Below are 15,306 nucleotides of genomic sequence, written 5' to 3' on the forward strand. Positions count from 1 at the left end.
GAGTACGCACTGACTCGCGGCATCATCATTGCCGACACCAAGTTTGAATTCGGCATCGACGACGCCGGCCATCTGACCCTGATCGACGAAGCCCTGACGCCCGACTCGTCGCGCTTCTGGCCCACCGACACCTACCAGCCCGGCAGCAGCCCGCCGAGCTTCGATAAACAGATCGTGCGCGACTATCTGGAAACATTGACTTGGGACAAGCGGCCGCCGGGCCCCAAGTTGCCGCCCGAAGTCGCCAAGAAGACCGGCGAAAAATACACCGAAGCATTGCATCGCCTGACGACCTAGCTCGACTCGCATGCCACGCACGATCGCATTGATCTATCTGGCGGCCGGCGCCATCTGGATCTTCGTCACCGATCGTTGGCTGGAATGGCTGGGCCTGGAGCCGCGTACGCTCCAGGTCCTGCAAACCAGCAAAGGCTGGTTGTCGATTCTCGGCTCCGCCGTACTGCTGTACATCCTGCTTCGTCGACATAAGAAGCGGGACGATGCGACGGTGTCCGCGCTGCTCGAATCTCAGCGCGAAGTCCAACAGATGAACGCCGAGTTGGAGAAACGCGTCGCCGAGCGCACGCGTCAGCTGCAAGCAGCGAATCGCGAGCTCGAGTCGTTCGCCTACGCCGTCTCGCACGACTTGCGCGCGCCGCTGCGGAGCTTGTCTGGCTTCAGCCAGATCCTGCAGGAAACAGCCAGCCAACAGCTGGATGAAAAGTCGATGCATTATCTGCGTCGCATTCACGACGCCAGTCAGCGCATGTCCGGACTGATCGAAGCGCTGCTCGGCTTGTCGCGCATCAGCACTGCAGACTTGGCGATTCGACCGGTGAATCTCACCCAAATCTGCATGGACGCGGTGGCGTCACTCAAAGACAAGTTTCCGGGCCACCTCGTGCATGTCGAGATCGCGCCCAACATGCATGTCGAAGGCGATGCGCGTTTGTTACGCATAGCTGTGGACTGTCTGATCGGCAATGCCTGGAAGTTCACTATCCGATCGGGGCAGCCGTCAGTAACGGTCGGTGTGCAAACCGGGGTGACCGGCGGCCCCATCTATTTCATTCGTGACAATGGCGTCGGTTTCGACATGGCGTATGCGAACAAACTGTTCGTGCCGTTTCAGCGCCTGCATCCGGACGCGGAGTTTCAAGGCAGCGGCATCGGCTTGGTCACGGCGCAACGCGTAGTCGCGCGACACAACGGCCGCATCTGGGCCGAAGCTCAGGTCAACGCCGGCGCGACGTTTTACTTCACCATCAACGCGCCACTCGCCGCGTCTGCCACGCCTTGAAGATGTTGTGAATCTCGGTGATGCCGTCGGTGAGCGCCGCCGGCCCGGGCTGCAAAATGATCGATGACTTGATCTCGTGCAGCTGCGCATTGGCGACCGCAGGCACCTCGCCCCAGCCCTCGCGCGCAGCCACACTCTTGGGCTGAAACTTCTTGCCGCACCAGGAACCGAGAATGATGTCGGGCGCACGTCGCACCACCTCGAGCGGATCGGCGACGATCCGATTCTTGGCCAGCGACTGACGCGAGTATTCGTCGAAACAATCGTCGCCGCCGGCCACGCCGACCAGCTCCGACACCCAACGGATGCCGGAGATCATCGGCTCATCCCATTCTTCGAAGTACACACGCGGGCGAGCCGTGAATTGGGCGGCGGATGCGCGAATGCTCTCCAGATTCTGCTCGAGCCTGGCGCACAGCTGTGACGCCTTGGCTTCGCAACCGATCATGCCGCCGAGGATGCCGATCATGCCGAAAATGCCGGCAATGTCGCGATGATTGAAAATGTGCACGTTCAGGCCATGGCGCACCAGGTCGGCGGCAATGTCGGCCTGCAGGTCCGAGAAGCCCAGCACCAGGTCCGGCTGCAGCTCGCGAATTCGATCCACCTTGGCGCTGGTGAACGCCGAGACCTTGGGTTTCTCCTTGCGGGCCCGCGGCGGCCGCACCGTAAAGCCCGAGATGCCGACGATGCGCCAGTCCTCCTCGAGCAGGTACAGCGTCTCGGTGGTCTCCTCGGTGAGGCAGACGATGCGGGACGGAAAATTGCCGGAGGTATAGCTCATAAATCTGTTGGAACTTGCTTCTGGCGCGGCACGCATGTCAGGCTGCCTACCGCATGATTGCACCCTTGCTAGCGCGATTAGAACATTGGCTGTTCGAGCCGCCGGAATCCATCATCGGCCGGCCGCTGTGGAAACTCACGCGGATCCTGCGCTATCCGTACGCCTTGATTCGCGACATCGTGCGCGGCGACCTCACCTTGCGCGCCATGAGCTTGGTGTACACGACGTTGCTGTCCATCGTGCCCATCATCGCTCTGTCCTTCTCGGTGCTCAAAGGCCTGGGCTATCACCGCGAACTCGAGCCGATACTGTACAGCTTCCTGGAACCGCTCGGCGACCGCGCCTACGAACTCACCGCACAGGTGATGAGCTTCGTCGACAACGTGCGGGGCGGCGTGCTCGGTTCGATCGGCTTGATCTTCCTGTTGTACACGCTGATCTCGACGGTGCAGAAGGTCGAGGAAAGCTTCAACTTCGTGTGGCGCGTCGAGCAGCCTCGCAGCATCGGCCGTCGCTTCAGCGAATATTTGAGCGTCATGGTGGTCGGCCCGGCAGTGATCGTCGCGGCCTTGGGTTTGATCGCCACGCTCGGTAGCACCAGCTTCGTACAAACCCTGTCGCACTATCGCCCGTTCGACACCGTGCTGCTGGTGTTGGGCAACGTCACGCCTTACCTGCTGGTCTCGGGCGTGTTCACATTCATGTACGGTTTCATTCCCAACACCAAAGTGCGACTGACCGCTGCGCTGATCGGCGGCGTCGCAGCCGGCGCCGCATGGGCATTCAGCGGCATGGTGATGGCGCGCTTCGTTTCCAGCGCGACCACGACGATGGTCATCTATGCCGGCTTCGCCATCATCATCGTGGCGCTGATGTGGCTGTACATTTCGTGGCTGATTCTGCTGCTGGGCGCGCAGCTCGCGTTCTACGTCCAGAATCCACAATACCTGCGTCCCGGCCGCGGCGTGATCAGTTTGAATTCGAGCCTGCGCGAACGAGTCGCGCTATCCATCATGTATCTGATCGTCAACGACTACCGCACGGCACAGCATCGCTGGACGGTGAATCGGCTCGCCGAACATCTGGATCTTCCGGGCGCGGCGCTGACGCCTATCATGGATGCGTTGGAGCATCGCAAGCTGCTGCTGATCGCTGAAGACGATAGCTGGGTGCCGGCGCGCGATCCGCACTCCATCGAGCTGAACGACGTGCTGGATGCAGTTCGTCACGACAGCGCGGGCCCGCGCTTGAGCAAGATCAGAGATATCGCGCCGGCAGTGGATGCAGCGCGAACCGCAGAACACGCGCTGTTGGCGAGCTTGAAAGGGAAGACGGTCGCGGCACTCGTAGAAGAGGCTAAGCCCAGCGAGCGCCCGAAATAGTACTGGCAGCAGCAGTCGCCGGCTACTCGCCGGCGATAGTCATCTTCTCCAGCAACACCGAGCCGGTGCGAATGCCGCCGCGTGCATCGACGTCGCTACCGATCGCGACGATCTCGCGATACATGTCCTTCAGGTTGCTGGCGATGGTGATTTCGTTCACCGGATATTGCAGCTCGCCATTCTCGACCCAGAAGCCGGCAGCACCGCGCGAATAATCGCCGGTCACGCCATTGATACCCTGGCCCATCAGTTCGGTGACCAACAAGCCGCTGTTCATCTTCTTCAACAACGTATTGAAGTCATCCGGACCCGACGACACCAGCAAGTTATGAACGCCGCCGGCGTTGCCGGTGGTACGCAAGCCGAGCTTGCGCGCCGAATAGGTGCTGAGGATGTACCCGGTGAGCACGCCGTCCTTGATCAATTCACGGTCGCGCGTCACCACGCCTTCGCTATCGAACGGCGAGCTGGCAATTGCCTTGGGAATATGCGGCCGCTCCGAAATCTGCAGCCACGACGGAAAGATTTGCTGACCAGCGGCGTCGAGCAGAAACGACGCGCGGCGATACTGACTGCCGCCACGAACTGCGCCGAGGAAATGCCCCATCAAACCGCGCGACAACTCCGGCACGAACAACACCGGCGCCGTGGTCGTCGCCAGCTTCCTGGCATTCAAGCGACGCAAGGCTCGCGCCGCAGCTTGCTTGCCGATGGCTTCGCCATCTTCGAGCTCGCGCCAATCGCGCACCGAGCTGTACCAATAGTCACGTTGCATCTCCCCTTCGGCTTGCGCGACCACGACGCAGCTCAGGCTGTGCATGCTGCTGGGAAAGCCGGCGAGAAAGCCGAGAGAGTTACCGAACACTCGCAAGCCTTGATGGCTCGACAGCGTGGCGCCTTCGGAATTACCGATGCGCTTGTCGGCACTGAGCGCGGCCGCTTCGCAGGCCACTGCCAGATCGCGCGCGGCATCAGGCTCGATACCCCAAGGATGCGATAGCTGCAGATCCGGAATCTCAGTGGCCAAATCGGCCGGATCGGGCAGACCTGCGCATTCGTCTTCGGCAGTGAAGCCCGCGATGCTGAATGCTTTGGCAACCGTTTCGCGAATGGCCTGTGGCCGCAGATCGCCGGTGCTGGCCGTGCCCTTACGCTTGCCGCGATAGACGGTGATGCCCATACCGCGATCGCGCTGGTATTCGAGCGTTTCGACTTCGCCCAGCCGCGCGGTCACCGACAAGCCGGTGTCGACACTGACGCCGACCTCCGAATCGGTGGCCCCCAGACGCCGCCCTTCCTCGATCGCCAGGGCGACCAGGTCCTGCAGGTCCTGTTGCGAGTGGCTGAGCTGGCTGGGCGAGGAACTGGCGACTTGGGTCATTGCCGGATTGTATCAGGCCCGTCCTTCTTCCTTTGCTTGCATGGGCGCCTCCGCGCACGCATCCTTGCGCCCCCGTACCCCTCCTGTCCTGACATGACCGACGACGCCGACGACGACGACTCCTACGACGGGCGTCCCAGCAAAAGCCTGCGCAAGCGGCAAAGCGACGACCTGCAGTCCCTGGGCGAGGCGCTGATCGAGCTCTCCGACAGCGAGCTGGAGGAGTTACCCCTGCCCGAACCGTTACTCGATGCCGTCCTGCTGGCGCGCCGGATCACTGCGCACGGTGGCCTGTACCGGCAGAAGCAGTACATCGGCAAACTGATGCGCAAAATCGACTCCGAGCCGATTCGCCAGGCGCTGCAAGCCCGGCGCGATCGCGAGCGGGTCGAAGCCATCCGTTTCCACCGGATCGAGCAATGGCGCGAGCGGCTGCTCACGGAAGGCGCGGACGGAGTCGCCGCGCTCAAAGCCGAGTTCCCCACGATCGATGCCAAAGCGATCGCCAAGCTGGTGGAGCGTTCCCGCAAGGAACAGCAACAGTCCACGCAAAAAATTACACCCTCCGGCCGCGAGCTGTTTCGCGTATTACGCGAAGCGCTGTCGAACGCGGCCCCCTGATACAATTGCACGCTTATGAAACCGTTGGTCGGCATCATCATGGGCTCGAAGTCCGATTGGGAGACTTTGCAGCCTGCTGCGGACACTCTGCAGCGCCTGGGCATCGCCTTCGAGACCCGAGTGGTCTCGGCTCACCGCACCCCTGACTTGCTGTTCGAGTACGCCGAGACGGCGCGCGAGCGCGGTCTGGAGGTCATCATTGCCGGCGCCGGCGGCGCCGCCCATTTGCCGGGCATGACCGCCGCCAAAACCAGCCTGCCGGTGCTGGGTGTGCCGGTGCAGTCGAAAATGCTCAGCGGTATCGATTCGTTGTTATCCATCGTGCAAATGCCGGCCGGCATTCCGGTGGGCACCCTGGCCATCGGCCAGGCCGGCGCCACCAACGCAGCGCTGTTCGCGGCTTCGATCTTGGCCAACAAGTACGAGCCGGTGCGTGCCGCCGTGGATAAATTCCGGGCCGAGCAGACCGCCACCGTGCTCGCCAATCCCGACCCTTCCGTGACTGCCATTCCCCGACCATGAAGATCGGCATCATCGGTGCGGGCCAGCTAGGACGCATGCTGGCCCTGGCGGGTTATCCGCTCGGCTTACGGTTCGTGTTCCTGGACCAGAGCAGCGACGCGCCCGGCGGCCAGGTCGGCCGCATCATTCCCGGTGCGTTCGATGACGCGGCCAAGCTCGCCGAATTAGCGGATGAGGTCGACGTTGTCACTTTCGACGTCGAGAATGTGCCGGTGGCCGCGGTCGAGCCGGTGGCTGCCAAGAAACCGTTCCTGCCGCCCGTCAAAGCACTCGGCGCCTCGCAGGATCGGCTGCATGAAAAAACATTGTTCCGGCAGTTGAAGATTCCGACGCCGCCGTTCATGGCGGTGGACTCGCTGGAAGATTTGCGCGGGGCCGTGAAAAAGATCGGCCTGCCCGGCGTGCTCAAGACCCGTCGGCTCGGTTACGACGGCCGCGGTCAGTTCTATCTGCGTAAACCCGCGGATATCGAAACTGCGTGGCAAACACTCGGCACTGTGCCGCTGATCTATGAAGGCTTCGTCGATTTCACGCGCGAAGTTTCGATTATCGGCGTGCGTAGCACACGCGGCGAAACATTGTTTTATCCGCTGTCGGCCAACACCCATTCGCAGGGCATCCTGCGTTACTCGGTGGCGCCGTATCGAAGCGCGACGTTACAGAAACAGGCGGAAACATATATGCGCCGTCTGTTGAAACATCTGGATTACGCCGGCGTGCTCACCATCGAGTTCTTCGTCCGTGGCGGTAAGCTGATCGCCAACGAAATGGCGCCGCGCGTCCACAATTCCGGGCACTGGACCATCGAAGGCGCGCAGACCAGCCAATTCGAAAATCACGTGCGCGCCATCCTCGGCCTGCCGCTCGGGAGCACACGCCCGAACGGGCACTCGGCCATGATGAACTTCATTGGTAGCATTCCCGAGCTCGGGAACATTCTGCGGGTGTCCGGCGTACACTTTCACAGCTACGGTAAAGAACCGCGGCCCAACCGCAAGCTCGGACATTGCACCATCAACGCTCCATCGCCGGCGGCCCGGGATCGGGCATTGCAGCAGTTGCTCCGGCTCAAGATGTAACTCGAGCGGACTCCCGGTCGGCGCCCCCGTTCCGGTTGCTAGACGGCCAGATTCTGGTTAATCGACTAACCGATTCTGGTCAATGTGACCGACGTTTTTGTGTCCGGGACGGGTTCTTCGTAAACTCACCAAGCTCGACCCAGGCCAGGCCTACGCCTTCCGCAACAGGAACAGATCCCTTCTCGCATGTATCTCGAACTGTTCAAGCTGCATGAGCTGCCGTTCCGGCTGACCCCGGATCCGCAGTTCCTCTATCTGTCCAAGCACCATGCGCGCGCCAAGGCGTACATGGAGTCCACCATTTGGTTCACCGACGGTTTCGTGGTCATCACCGGCGAAATCGGCTCGGGCAAGACCACCCTGATCGAGACCTTCCTGAAGGAACTCGAAAAGGACGTGGTGGTGGCGCAGATCAACCAGACCCAGGTCACCGCCATCGAATTCCTGCAGAGCGTGCTGGTGCAGTTCGGTTTCTCGCCGTTCAAGATGAAAAAGGCCGAGCTGCTGGCGACCCTGAACGAGTTTCTGGTGGAGCAATACTCCAACGGCCGGCGCGTGCTGCTGATCGTGGACGAAGCCCAGAATCTGTCCAACAAGGTGCTGGAAGAAATCCGCATGCTGTCGGGCGTGGAGACCACCAAGGAGAAGGTCCTGCGCATCATCCTGGCCGGCCAGCCGGAGCTGAACGACAAGCTCAACGCGCCGGGTCTGGTGCAGCTGGCGCAGCGCATTCGCTTGCGCTTCCATCTCACCGCGCTGTCCAAAACCGACATGGCCGCCTATGTCCAGCATCGCCTGGAAGTGGCCGGTTCGCAGGGCCGGGAGATTTTCGAGTCGGAAACGTTTCCGCTGATCTATCGCTACACCGGCGGCATTCCGCGCCTGGTGAACACGCTCGCCGATACCTCGATGATGGCTGCGTTCGCGCAGGATCGTCCCAATGTGTCGGTGGACGACGTGAAGGCAGCCATCGAAGAACTGCAGTGGGTGGAGTACGCCGAGCGCTCGGTGAAACTACAGGCGCTGCACGGCGTACCGGGCAGCATGAACGGCGGCATGCACTCCGGTGCCAACGGCAGCGAACCGACCACCGGCGAACGCCGCATCGTGCTCGGCCGCATCCTGGTGGGCTTCAACGGCCAGACCATCGCCGAACGCGAGCTGACCCCGGGGCGTTTCATCATCGGCCGCACCCCGGACAACGATCTGCAGATCGACAGCAAATACATCAGCCGTCATCACGCGCAAATCATTACTTCGATTCACACCTCGGTGCTCGAAGATCTGAACAGCACCAACGGCATTTACGTGCGCGCCAAACGCGTCCGCCGCCGCATGCTGAATGACGGCGACGTGGTGCAGATCGGCCAGCACGAGATCATGTATTTCGACGAGCGTACCAATCGCAGCCGCACGGCGTTCCACGAGGTGGACGACGATGCGCAGCCGCTGCACGACGGACCGGATCGCGGTCACGCCGCTACGATGGCTCAAGACGACATCAGCGCCGCGCTGGACGACGAGCGTGACGAGCAGGTCGAAATCAAATAATCAGATTTTATCGTCCAGCGAACGGCTGTCGTATTCAGCCTGCTTGGAGCGATAGTCCTTCCGGCGCAGCCACAGCACCAGCCCGCCCATCAGGCTCAACGCGCCCACGGTGAGAAAGACGCTCGGCCAGGTCTCGTGCTTGACCAGCCAGGCCGCTGCGAGCAGCACGGTGCCCACCAGCATGTACAGGTAGGGCAGCAGCTCGTAGAGGGGGCGGGAAATCCACATAGCAAACAGTTACGACCGGGGCGGAGCGCTCATCCTAGCAGCGCGGCCCGGTCGCGGGAAATTGGCCGCTCGAAACTGCTAGGCGGCAGTGCCGCCCACGGTCAGACCATCGACTCGCAGGGTCGGCTGGCCCACGCCCACCGGGATGTCTTGCCCTTCCTTGCCGCAGGTACCGACGCCCTCGTCCAGTTTCAGGTCGTTACCGACCATGGACACGCGGCGCATGACTTCGGGGCCATTGCCGATCAGCGTGGCGCCGCGCACCGGCGCACCCAGCTTGCCGTTCTCGATCAAATACGCCTCACTGGCCGAGAACACGAACTTGCCCGAGGTGATATCCACTTGGCCGCCGCCGAAGTTGCGGCAATAAAGCCCCTTCTGCACCGAGCCGATGATTTCCTGCGGATCGTGCTTGCCGGCCAGCATGTATGTATTTGTCATACGCGGCATGGTCATGTGCGCGAACGACTCGCGACGGCCGTTACCCGTGGGCGCAACGCCCATCAGGCGAGCATTCAACTTGTCCTGCATATAGCCGCGCAGGATGCCGTTCTCGATCAGCGTCGTGCACTGAGTCGGGATGCCTTCGTCATCAATGTTGAGCGAACCGCGGCGCGAGCCGAGTGTGCCGTCATCGACGATGGTGCACAGCTCGGACGCCACTTGCTCGCCGATCCGACCGGAGAATGCAGACGTGCCTTTACGATTGAAGTCGCCTTCGAGTCCGTGACCCACAGCCTCGTGCAACAACACGCCGGGCCAACCTGGACCGAGCACCACAGTCATCGTGCCCGCAGGCGCCGGCACGGCATCGAGATTCACTAACGCGCCGCGCACCGCTTCCTGCACCAGCTCTTTCCAACGATCGTTTTCCAGGAACTTGGTGAAGCTGTAGCGACCGCCAGTGCCGGCATAACCTTGCTCGCGACGACCGTCTTTCTCGACGATCACAGAAACATTCATGCGCACCAACGGCCGCACGTCGGCCGCGACCGTGCCATCGCTGGCCATGACCAGCACCACATCGTGAGCACCCGACAGACTCGCCATCACTTGAGTCACATGCGGATCGAGCCGGCGCGCTTCCTTGTCGATGCGCTCGAGCAATTGCACTTTGTCGGTGTCGCTCAAGCCGTCCAGCGGATCGAACGGCAGATACAACTGATGACCGGCCTGCGAACGCCAGGCCTGCATGGATTTATTGGCACCGCTGCGAGCGATGGCCCGCGCTGCCAAGGACGCTTCGGTCAATGCCGGCAACACGATTTCATCCGAATACGCGAAGCCGGTTTTCTCGCCAGCTAGTGCACGCACACCCACGCCCTGCTCGATGCTGTGCGAACCGTCTTTGACGATGCCGTCCTCCAGCGACCAGGATTCCTCGCGGCTCAGCTGAAAATACAAATCGGCGTAGTCGACGCTGTAACCCATCACGCTGCCGAGCACGCTGGCGATGCGGTCATCGTCGAGCCCGGACGGCACCAGAATGGCCTGGCGTGCCACATCGAGCGGCTGCGAGGCGTCGAACGCCTTGGGCAACTCGAGGTGCAGACGATTGTGGGCGACGGAAACTGGCGTAGTGCTCATGGGGGTGAGTATGACATCAGGAAGACGCAGCGGGCGGCGCGATGCCGAAACGCCGGTGCGTCAGCGCCGGGAAGCGTTCGCGCAGTTCTTGTTGCACAGTGCGGTCGATTTCCGCGACTGCAACCCCGGGACCGGGGTCGGCGATGCGGACTACGACCTGGCCCCACGGATCCACGATCAGCGAGTCTCCCCAGGTCTCCCGCCCGTTCGGATGGAGTCCGCTTTGGGCTGGGGCCAGGACGTAGCACAGATTCTCGACTGCTCGGGCCCGTACCAGCAATTCCCAATGAGCCTTACCTGTGGGGGCGGTAAACGCTGAAGGCAAGCTAAGGATTTCCGCGCCCTGTTGTTCAAGCACTCGAAACAACTCGGGAAAACGCACGTCGTAACAAACAGCCATGCCGACACGGCCGCACGGCGTCGGCACCACCTTGGGCTCGCTGCCGGGGGCCACCGTGGCAGATTCCCGATAGCGCTCGTCGCGCTCGGGCTGATCCTTGTTAGGAATACCCACATCGAACAAATGGATCTTGTCGTAGCGCCCGACACAGCGACCGCGTTCGTCGAACACCAGCGACGCCGATGCCACGCGCTTGGGCTCGTTCTCGACTCGCAACGGAATGGTGCCACCGATGATCCATAAGCCCAGCTCACGAGCACAGTGACCGAGAAATGCTTGGATGGGGCCTTCGCCAGGCAGCTCGGCCGCGTCGACCTTGTCGGTCTCTTTGCGACCCATGATGGCAAAATTTTCCGGCAGCGCTGCGAGCTGCGCGCCTTCAGCGCGAGCACGCTCCAACAAACCGCGGGCCGTCGCGAGATTGGCTTCGACCTCGGGCGCCGAGGTCATTTGTAGTACAGCTACCCGAGAGGAATTAGTCACTGCCTGCTACTTCTGCCTTGGCTTCCGCCGCATCGACGCGCTCCACCACCGGCTCTTCCCAGGGACCGGTGATTCGATAGTAACCGCGCGTAATGCCCTTGAGAGGCTCCTTGAAGACTTGTGAGAACAGCAGGATCGCTGCGCCCACCACCGGACCACCGGCCAATGCGCCCGCCACCGGTAATGACGCGCCGAGATTGCCTGTGACTACCGCAGTCTGATCGTAATCGCGCGTACCAAGTCCGGTGCGACCGGCGATGCCGATTTCTGCCGCCGGCCCACGAAGTAACAAATTGCTCGTGTAAGCATTGCCATCGCGCAATTCGAAATCGCCGCGCACAGTATCGAACGCCAGACCTTTCTCGGTGAGGTCGCTGAAGTCCAATGCCAAGCGACGGGGCAACGCGCCGACGCTAAACAGCCCTAACACGCGGCCCGCGCCTGGCTGCAGATTCACCAGCTGCCCAGTTTCGGCTTCGACGCGAATCGCGCCCGAGGCATGCTCCAGAATGTTGTCGTCATAGCCGCCGTGCCACGCGAGATCCGCTTTGATGGCGCCACGCTTGGCTTCGATGAAAGGCGTGTAATTCAACGCTTTCAAGGTTGCGGCCACGTCTTTGCTTTCGATGGTTGCCGCCAACGTCGAGTGCTGACCATCGACCGTATTCAACCATTGCCCCTGCGCATCGGCGCGTGCCGACTCGGCGAGAATGGTGGCGTTGTCGAAACGAATGCCTTGCGGAACTCGGGTCGCTTTCAAATCCACCGCACCGACCACGCGATTGCCCAGCTGCATGCTGGCGACGTACACCTGCATGTTGGGCAAGTTGCGTGGATCCATGTTCGAATCTTCTGCTTTGGGTGCATCGTCCTGGCTCGGCACTTTGTTGATGACCAGGCGATCCATGGTCGCGCGCAACGGTTGCGAGCCAGTGAACGATTCAGGAATCAGCACTTGGCCGGCCGCGTTGTCGCCGCTCACATCGACGCGCCAGCCGCTCTGCGTGGACTGCAATACACCGCGCACATCCGGGAACTGGTAGCCGAACAATTGGAAGTCGTTGACGCGTACGTTGGCCGCCTGCAGAAAGTCGGAGAGCTTGCTCGCGTCGTCTTTGACTGGAGTGCCGGGCGCAGGACTGTCGCCGCGCAGCGCGAGCCAATCGTCCAATACGAAACGCTGCACAGTACCTTCGATGCGCAAGCCGCGATGCCCCGGCAGTGATGGCGCCACTGCATCAGCTCGCACGCCGCCTCGATCCAAGTCCCAACCGCCGTCGCCCTGACGCATGCGAATCAGTCCTCGCACATCGCCGTAAGCCGTGCGCGTGAGAATCTGCTCGTCATCGATTTCCAGTGCGACCTGCAACGAACGCTCATCCGAGCTGGCCTTGCCTAGTGGCTCCGGCAACTGGATACCCAGGCCGCGCAGATTGGAATCGATTTTGATGTTGCGTCGACGGGCCGCCTCGCTGTCGCCACTGGCGATGGGCATGCTCATGTGCCAATCGGTGCCGCCGCTGAGCTTCACCGCTGCCGGCAACGCGAACATAGTGCGCAGATCGTTGGACTCTGCATGACCTTTCGCTTCGAGCTGCGCGGCGGTAGCGCTCTGTTGTTCGATCTTCACTGCCAGCGGTCCGCCGAGCCAGCGACCTTTCAAATCCGCCGACGCGATCAACGTGTTTTTCACAGTGAGTTCGCCGGTCAGCGACTGCACCGGCGCGGACACCTTTTGCATCGTCACAGTGGCATCGGCGAAATGCGCGGTCACGTCGATCTTGCGATCGTCGAGACGCTTCAACGGCAACTCGAGCCGCACATCGGCAGTCATCGCTCCGCGGCCGCCGAGACGAGCGAATGTTTCACCGAGCCTCGGCCCGATGGGACTGTCACGCAGAAACGCGAGCGAGGCATCGAGATCGCCACCGGTGTTGGCGTCGATCGAAATCTCACTCAGTTTCAAATCTGGAATGGCGGCGGTGGCTTGATTCAAGCGCACGTTACCGATCGTGCCCGCAGTGGCATGGACCTTCATGCCTTGATTTCGGAACTCGACTTCGGCCGCCAACTCGCGGGCCGGCTGCCAGCCCGGTTGATAATCGAACAGCGCGTCGTGCACCTGGGCGCGTGCCAGGAACGTACCTTCGTTCTTGCGGAACGGGAACGAGCGCATCGGCCCTTTGTACTGAAAGTCCGCGGTAGAGATGCGACCGTCCTGCAAGGCCTGGTCGAACCACTCCAAGGTCTTCGGCCCCATCTTGTCGGCCGGCAAATATTTGTGGGTGGATGCCACTTTCAAATCTTCACCCTTGGCCACCAGATCGAGCACCGGCGAGCTGCCATCGCGCGGCAAGCTCAAGTGCATGCGAGCCACCGCGCGACCATCTTCGCCAGTCACTCGCAACTGATCCGTGCTCACCACCAAGCCAGTGTCGTTACGCTGCCACGAGATCACACCTTCGGCCGAGGCTGCGTCGAGCACGCTACGAAACATTCGCGGCAACTCGAACGTGAGTTGTTTGGCGGCGAGCTGCAACTGACCGGATTGATCGTTGGCTTGCACGCTGCCACTGATGCCGCTCAGACCGGGCGTCTGTAACACCGGCGAGAACGCGAGGTCATCGATCTTCGACTCCACTGAATAGGTCGCAGGCGTGTCGGGCGCAGTCCGCGCGAACGAGAATTTCACATCGGACAGCCAGCCCTTGGCGTGCATGGCTCGCAAGCGTGCCAACCCTTGGCTCTCGGGCAAATACGCGAGCAGCGGCCAAATGTTGTCCAATGCCACGCGATCTGCATCGCCGCTGACATTGAGCGTGCCCGGCTCACCACGCGACCAACGCGCGGAGAGTTGTTTCGCTTGCCATGAAGAATCGGATCGTGTCGCATCCAGATCTGACACCGTCAGTGCCCACTGACCGTCAGCCTTCTGCGCGTGCAACTTGAATGCGAGGCGGGAGTAACTCAGAACCTGCGGTGGCAGAGCCGGCGCTTCCGCGAGCGCTTCGAGCTCGGGTTCGATGGGATGTTTCGGCGCGGGCTTGGGCGGCGGATCGTCGGGCGATACCGGAGGCTGCAGCGGCGCAGCCACTGGCAGCGGAGTCGCCCACATCGGCAACACGCTCGCCAGCTGCGCGAGATCGACGTTACCGCTGAGTTCGACCAGCTCGGCCCCTTTGAGCGCGCCGTCGATCTGGATGGTGCCGTGACCGCTTTCCGGCGCCGGCCAGGCATCGGGCAACAGATCCGCCCAGCCTGCCAGATCCAGCTTCTGTCCCTGCACGCTGAACGTGGTCAGCAAGTCACTCGACGCTTCGATCTTGCCGTCGGCGCTGGCTGAGAATTTCAGTTGTTCGCCGAGTGCTGGCGGCAACGACGCGTCGCCGTGCACTTCCATGGCACCGACGCTGCGAGTGAGCTCGAAGTTCACACCGGACAAAGACCACGGGCCGCGGCCGGTAATCTCATCGCGAAAACTGACCACCGCTTCATGCACCACGAAACGACCGGTGGGCAGTTGTTCTAAAGCAATCGGCTTGATGTCGCGTTCGGGCAGCGCGCTTTGACCGAGCAATTGAATCTTGCCCTCACTGGTGCGGATCAACGCAATCTCCGGCGCGTCGAGCACGAAGCGAGCGGCCGTCAAGCGACCGTTGGCGATGGAGTTCCAGAGATCGAAGCCGATGCTGCCACGACGAGCGACGAACAAGGTCCGAGTGCGATCCGGCGTCCGCACCACGGCGTCATCGAACACCAGCTCGGGTCCGTACAAGCGCAGGCGCGCGCTCAATGTACGAAATTCGACGATCAGGCCGCTGCGCTCGCCGATCCAATCCTGCAGTTGTACTCGATACTCCGGCACGCGCCCGACGATGTAGCCGAACGTGGCAAACAACAGCCCCACGACGATGGCGAGCGCCACCAGGCTACCGAGCAGCCATTTCCAGATTTTGCGTGGGCGGGACATTTGCAGACGGACTTCAGC

At 61.9% G+C, this 15,306-nt stretch carries 13 protein-coding genes; 7 read left to right on the forward strand and 6 right to left on the reverse strand.

Annotated features, from left to right (window positions below):
* Together JNL55_RS01700 and JNL55_RS01705 are read left to right on the forward strand one after the other, a co-directional pair.
* Positions 1-297, forward strand: a 297-nt coding sequence (locus JNL55_RS01700; protein WP_293848540.1) for a phosphoribosylaminoimidazolesuccinocarboxamide synthase, incomplete at its 5' end; no start/stop codon positions are given.
* 10 nt (positions 298-307) lie between these two features.
* Positions 308-1,300, forward strand: a complete 993-nt coding sequence (locus JNL55_RS01705) for a sensor histidine kinase (protein WP_293848541.1) — start codon at positions 308-310, stop codon at positions 1,298-1,300.
* Here the strand turns inward: JNL55_RS01705 and JNL55_RS01710 are convergent.
* The gene (locus JNL55_RS01710) at positions 1,266-2,084 is read right to left on the reverse strand and encodes a cobalamin-binding protein (protein WP_293848542.1); all 819 of its coding nucleotides are present in this window, start codon (positions 2,082-2,084) and stop codon (positions 1,266-1,268) included. The two genes, JNL55_RS01705 and JNL55_RS01710, sit on opposite strands and share 35 nt — an antisense overlap.
* A 53-nt stretch (positions 2,085-2,137) precedes the next feature.
* Between JNL55_RS01710 and JNL55_RS01715 the strand changes: the two genes are divergently transcribed.
* Positions 2,138-3,466: a YihY/virulence factor BrkB family protein gene (locus JNL55_RS01715; RefSeq protein ID WP_293848543.1), complete on the forward strand. Its 1,329-nt coding sequence runs from the start codon at positions 2,138-2,140 to the stop codon at positions 3,464-3,466.
* Positions 3,467-3,488: 22 nt separating this feature from the next.
* Here the strand turns inward: JNL55_RS01715 and pmbA are convergent, their stop codons facing one another.
* Positions 3,489-4,847, reverse strand: a complete 1,359-nt coding sequence (gene pmbA / locus JNL55_RS01720) for a metalloprotease PmbA (RefSeq protein WP_293848544.1) — start codon at positions 4,845-4,847, stop codon at positions 3,489-3,491.
* A 93-nt stretch (positions 4,848-4,940) separates the two neighbouring features.
* Between pmbA and yjgA the strand changes: the two genes are divergently transcribed.
* The 4 genes from yjgA to JNL55_RS01740 all read left to right on the forward strand — a co-directional run bounded on the left by yjgA (position 4,941) and on the right by JNL55_RS01740 (position 8,620).
* Complete coding sequence (gene yjgA, locus JNL55_RS01725; RefSeq protein WP_293848545.1) at positions 4,941-5,468, forward strand: ribosome biogenesis factor YjgA; 528 nt, start codon at positions 4,941-4,943, stop codon at positions 5,466-5,468.
* Positions 5,469-5,483: 15 nt separating this feature from the next.
* Complete coding sequence (gene purE / locus JNL55_RS01730) at positions 5,484-5,990, forward strand: 5-(carboxyamino)imidazole ribonucleotide mutase (RefSeq protein ID WP_293848546.1); 507 nt, start codon at positions 5,484-5,486, stop codon at positions 5,988-5,990.
* The gene (locus JNL55_RS01735; RefSeq protein ID WP_293848547.1) at positions 5,987-7,069 is read left to right on the forward strand and encodes a 5-(carboxyamino)imidazole ribonucleotide synthase; all 1,083 of its coding nucleotides are present in this window, start codon (positions 5,987-5,989) and stop codon (positions 7,067-7,069) included. The genes purE and JNL55_RS01735 overlap by 4 nt, the downstream gene beginning before the upstream one ends.
* A 186-nt stretch (positions 7,070-7,255) precedes the next feature.
* The gene (locus JNL55_RS01740) at positions 7,256-8,620 is read left to right on the forward strand and encodes an AAA family ATPase (RefSeq protein WP_293848548.1); all 1,365 of its coding nucleotides are present in this window, start codon (positions 7,256-7,258) and stop codon (positions 8,618-8,620) included.
* On the opposite strand, the gene JNL55_RS01745 is transcribed toward JNL55_RS01740, so the two are convergent.
* The 4 genes from JNL55_RS01745 to JNL55_RS01760 form a co-directional block, all read right to left on the reverse strand.
* Positions 8,621-8,848 (reverse strand): hypothetical protein, encoded by a 228-nt coding sequence (locus tag JNL55_RS01745; protein WP_293848549.1) that lies wholly within the window; start codon positions 8,846-8,848, stop codon positions 8,621-8,623.
* 78 nt (positions 8,849-8,926) lie between these two features.
* A complete protein-coding gene (gene tldD, locus JNL55_RS01750) occupies positions 8,927-10,435 on the reverse strand; it encodes a metalloprotease TldD (protein ID WP_293848550.1) in 1,509 nt (502 codons plus the stop codon).
* A gap of 16 nt (positions 10,436-10,451) precedes the next feature.
* A complete protein-coding gene (locus JNL55_RS01755; RefSeq protein ID WP_293848551.1) occupies positions 10,452-11,318 on the reverse strand; it encodes a carbon-nitrogen hydrolase family protein in 867 nt (288 codons plus the stop codon).
* Positions 11,311-15,288, reverse strand: coding sequence for a YhdP family protein (locus JNL55_RS01760; RefSeq protein ID WP_293848552.1), 3,978 nt, complete (start codon positions 15,286-15,288; stop codon positions 11,311-11,313). Before JNL55_RS01760 ends, JNL55_RS01755 begins: the two co-directional genes overlap by 8 nt.
* Between the last annotated feature and the right edge of the window lie 18 nt (positions 15,289-15,306).

Origin of the sequence: Steroidobacter sp. (assembly GCF_016790065.1) — a bacterium.
Lineage (GTDB): Bacteria > Pseudomonadota > Gammaproteobacteria > Steroidobacterales > Steroidobacteraceae > Steroidobacter.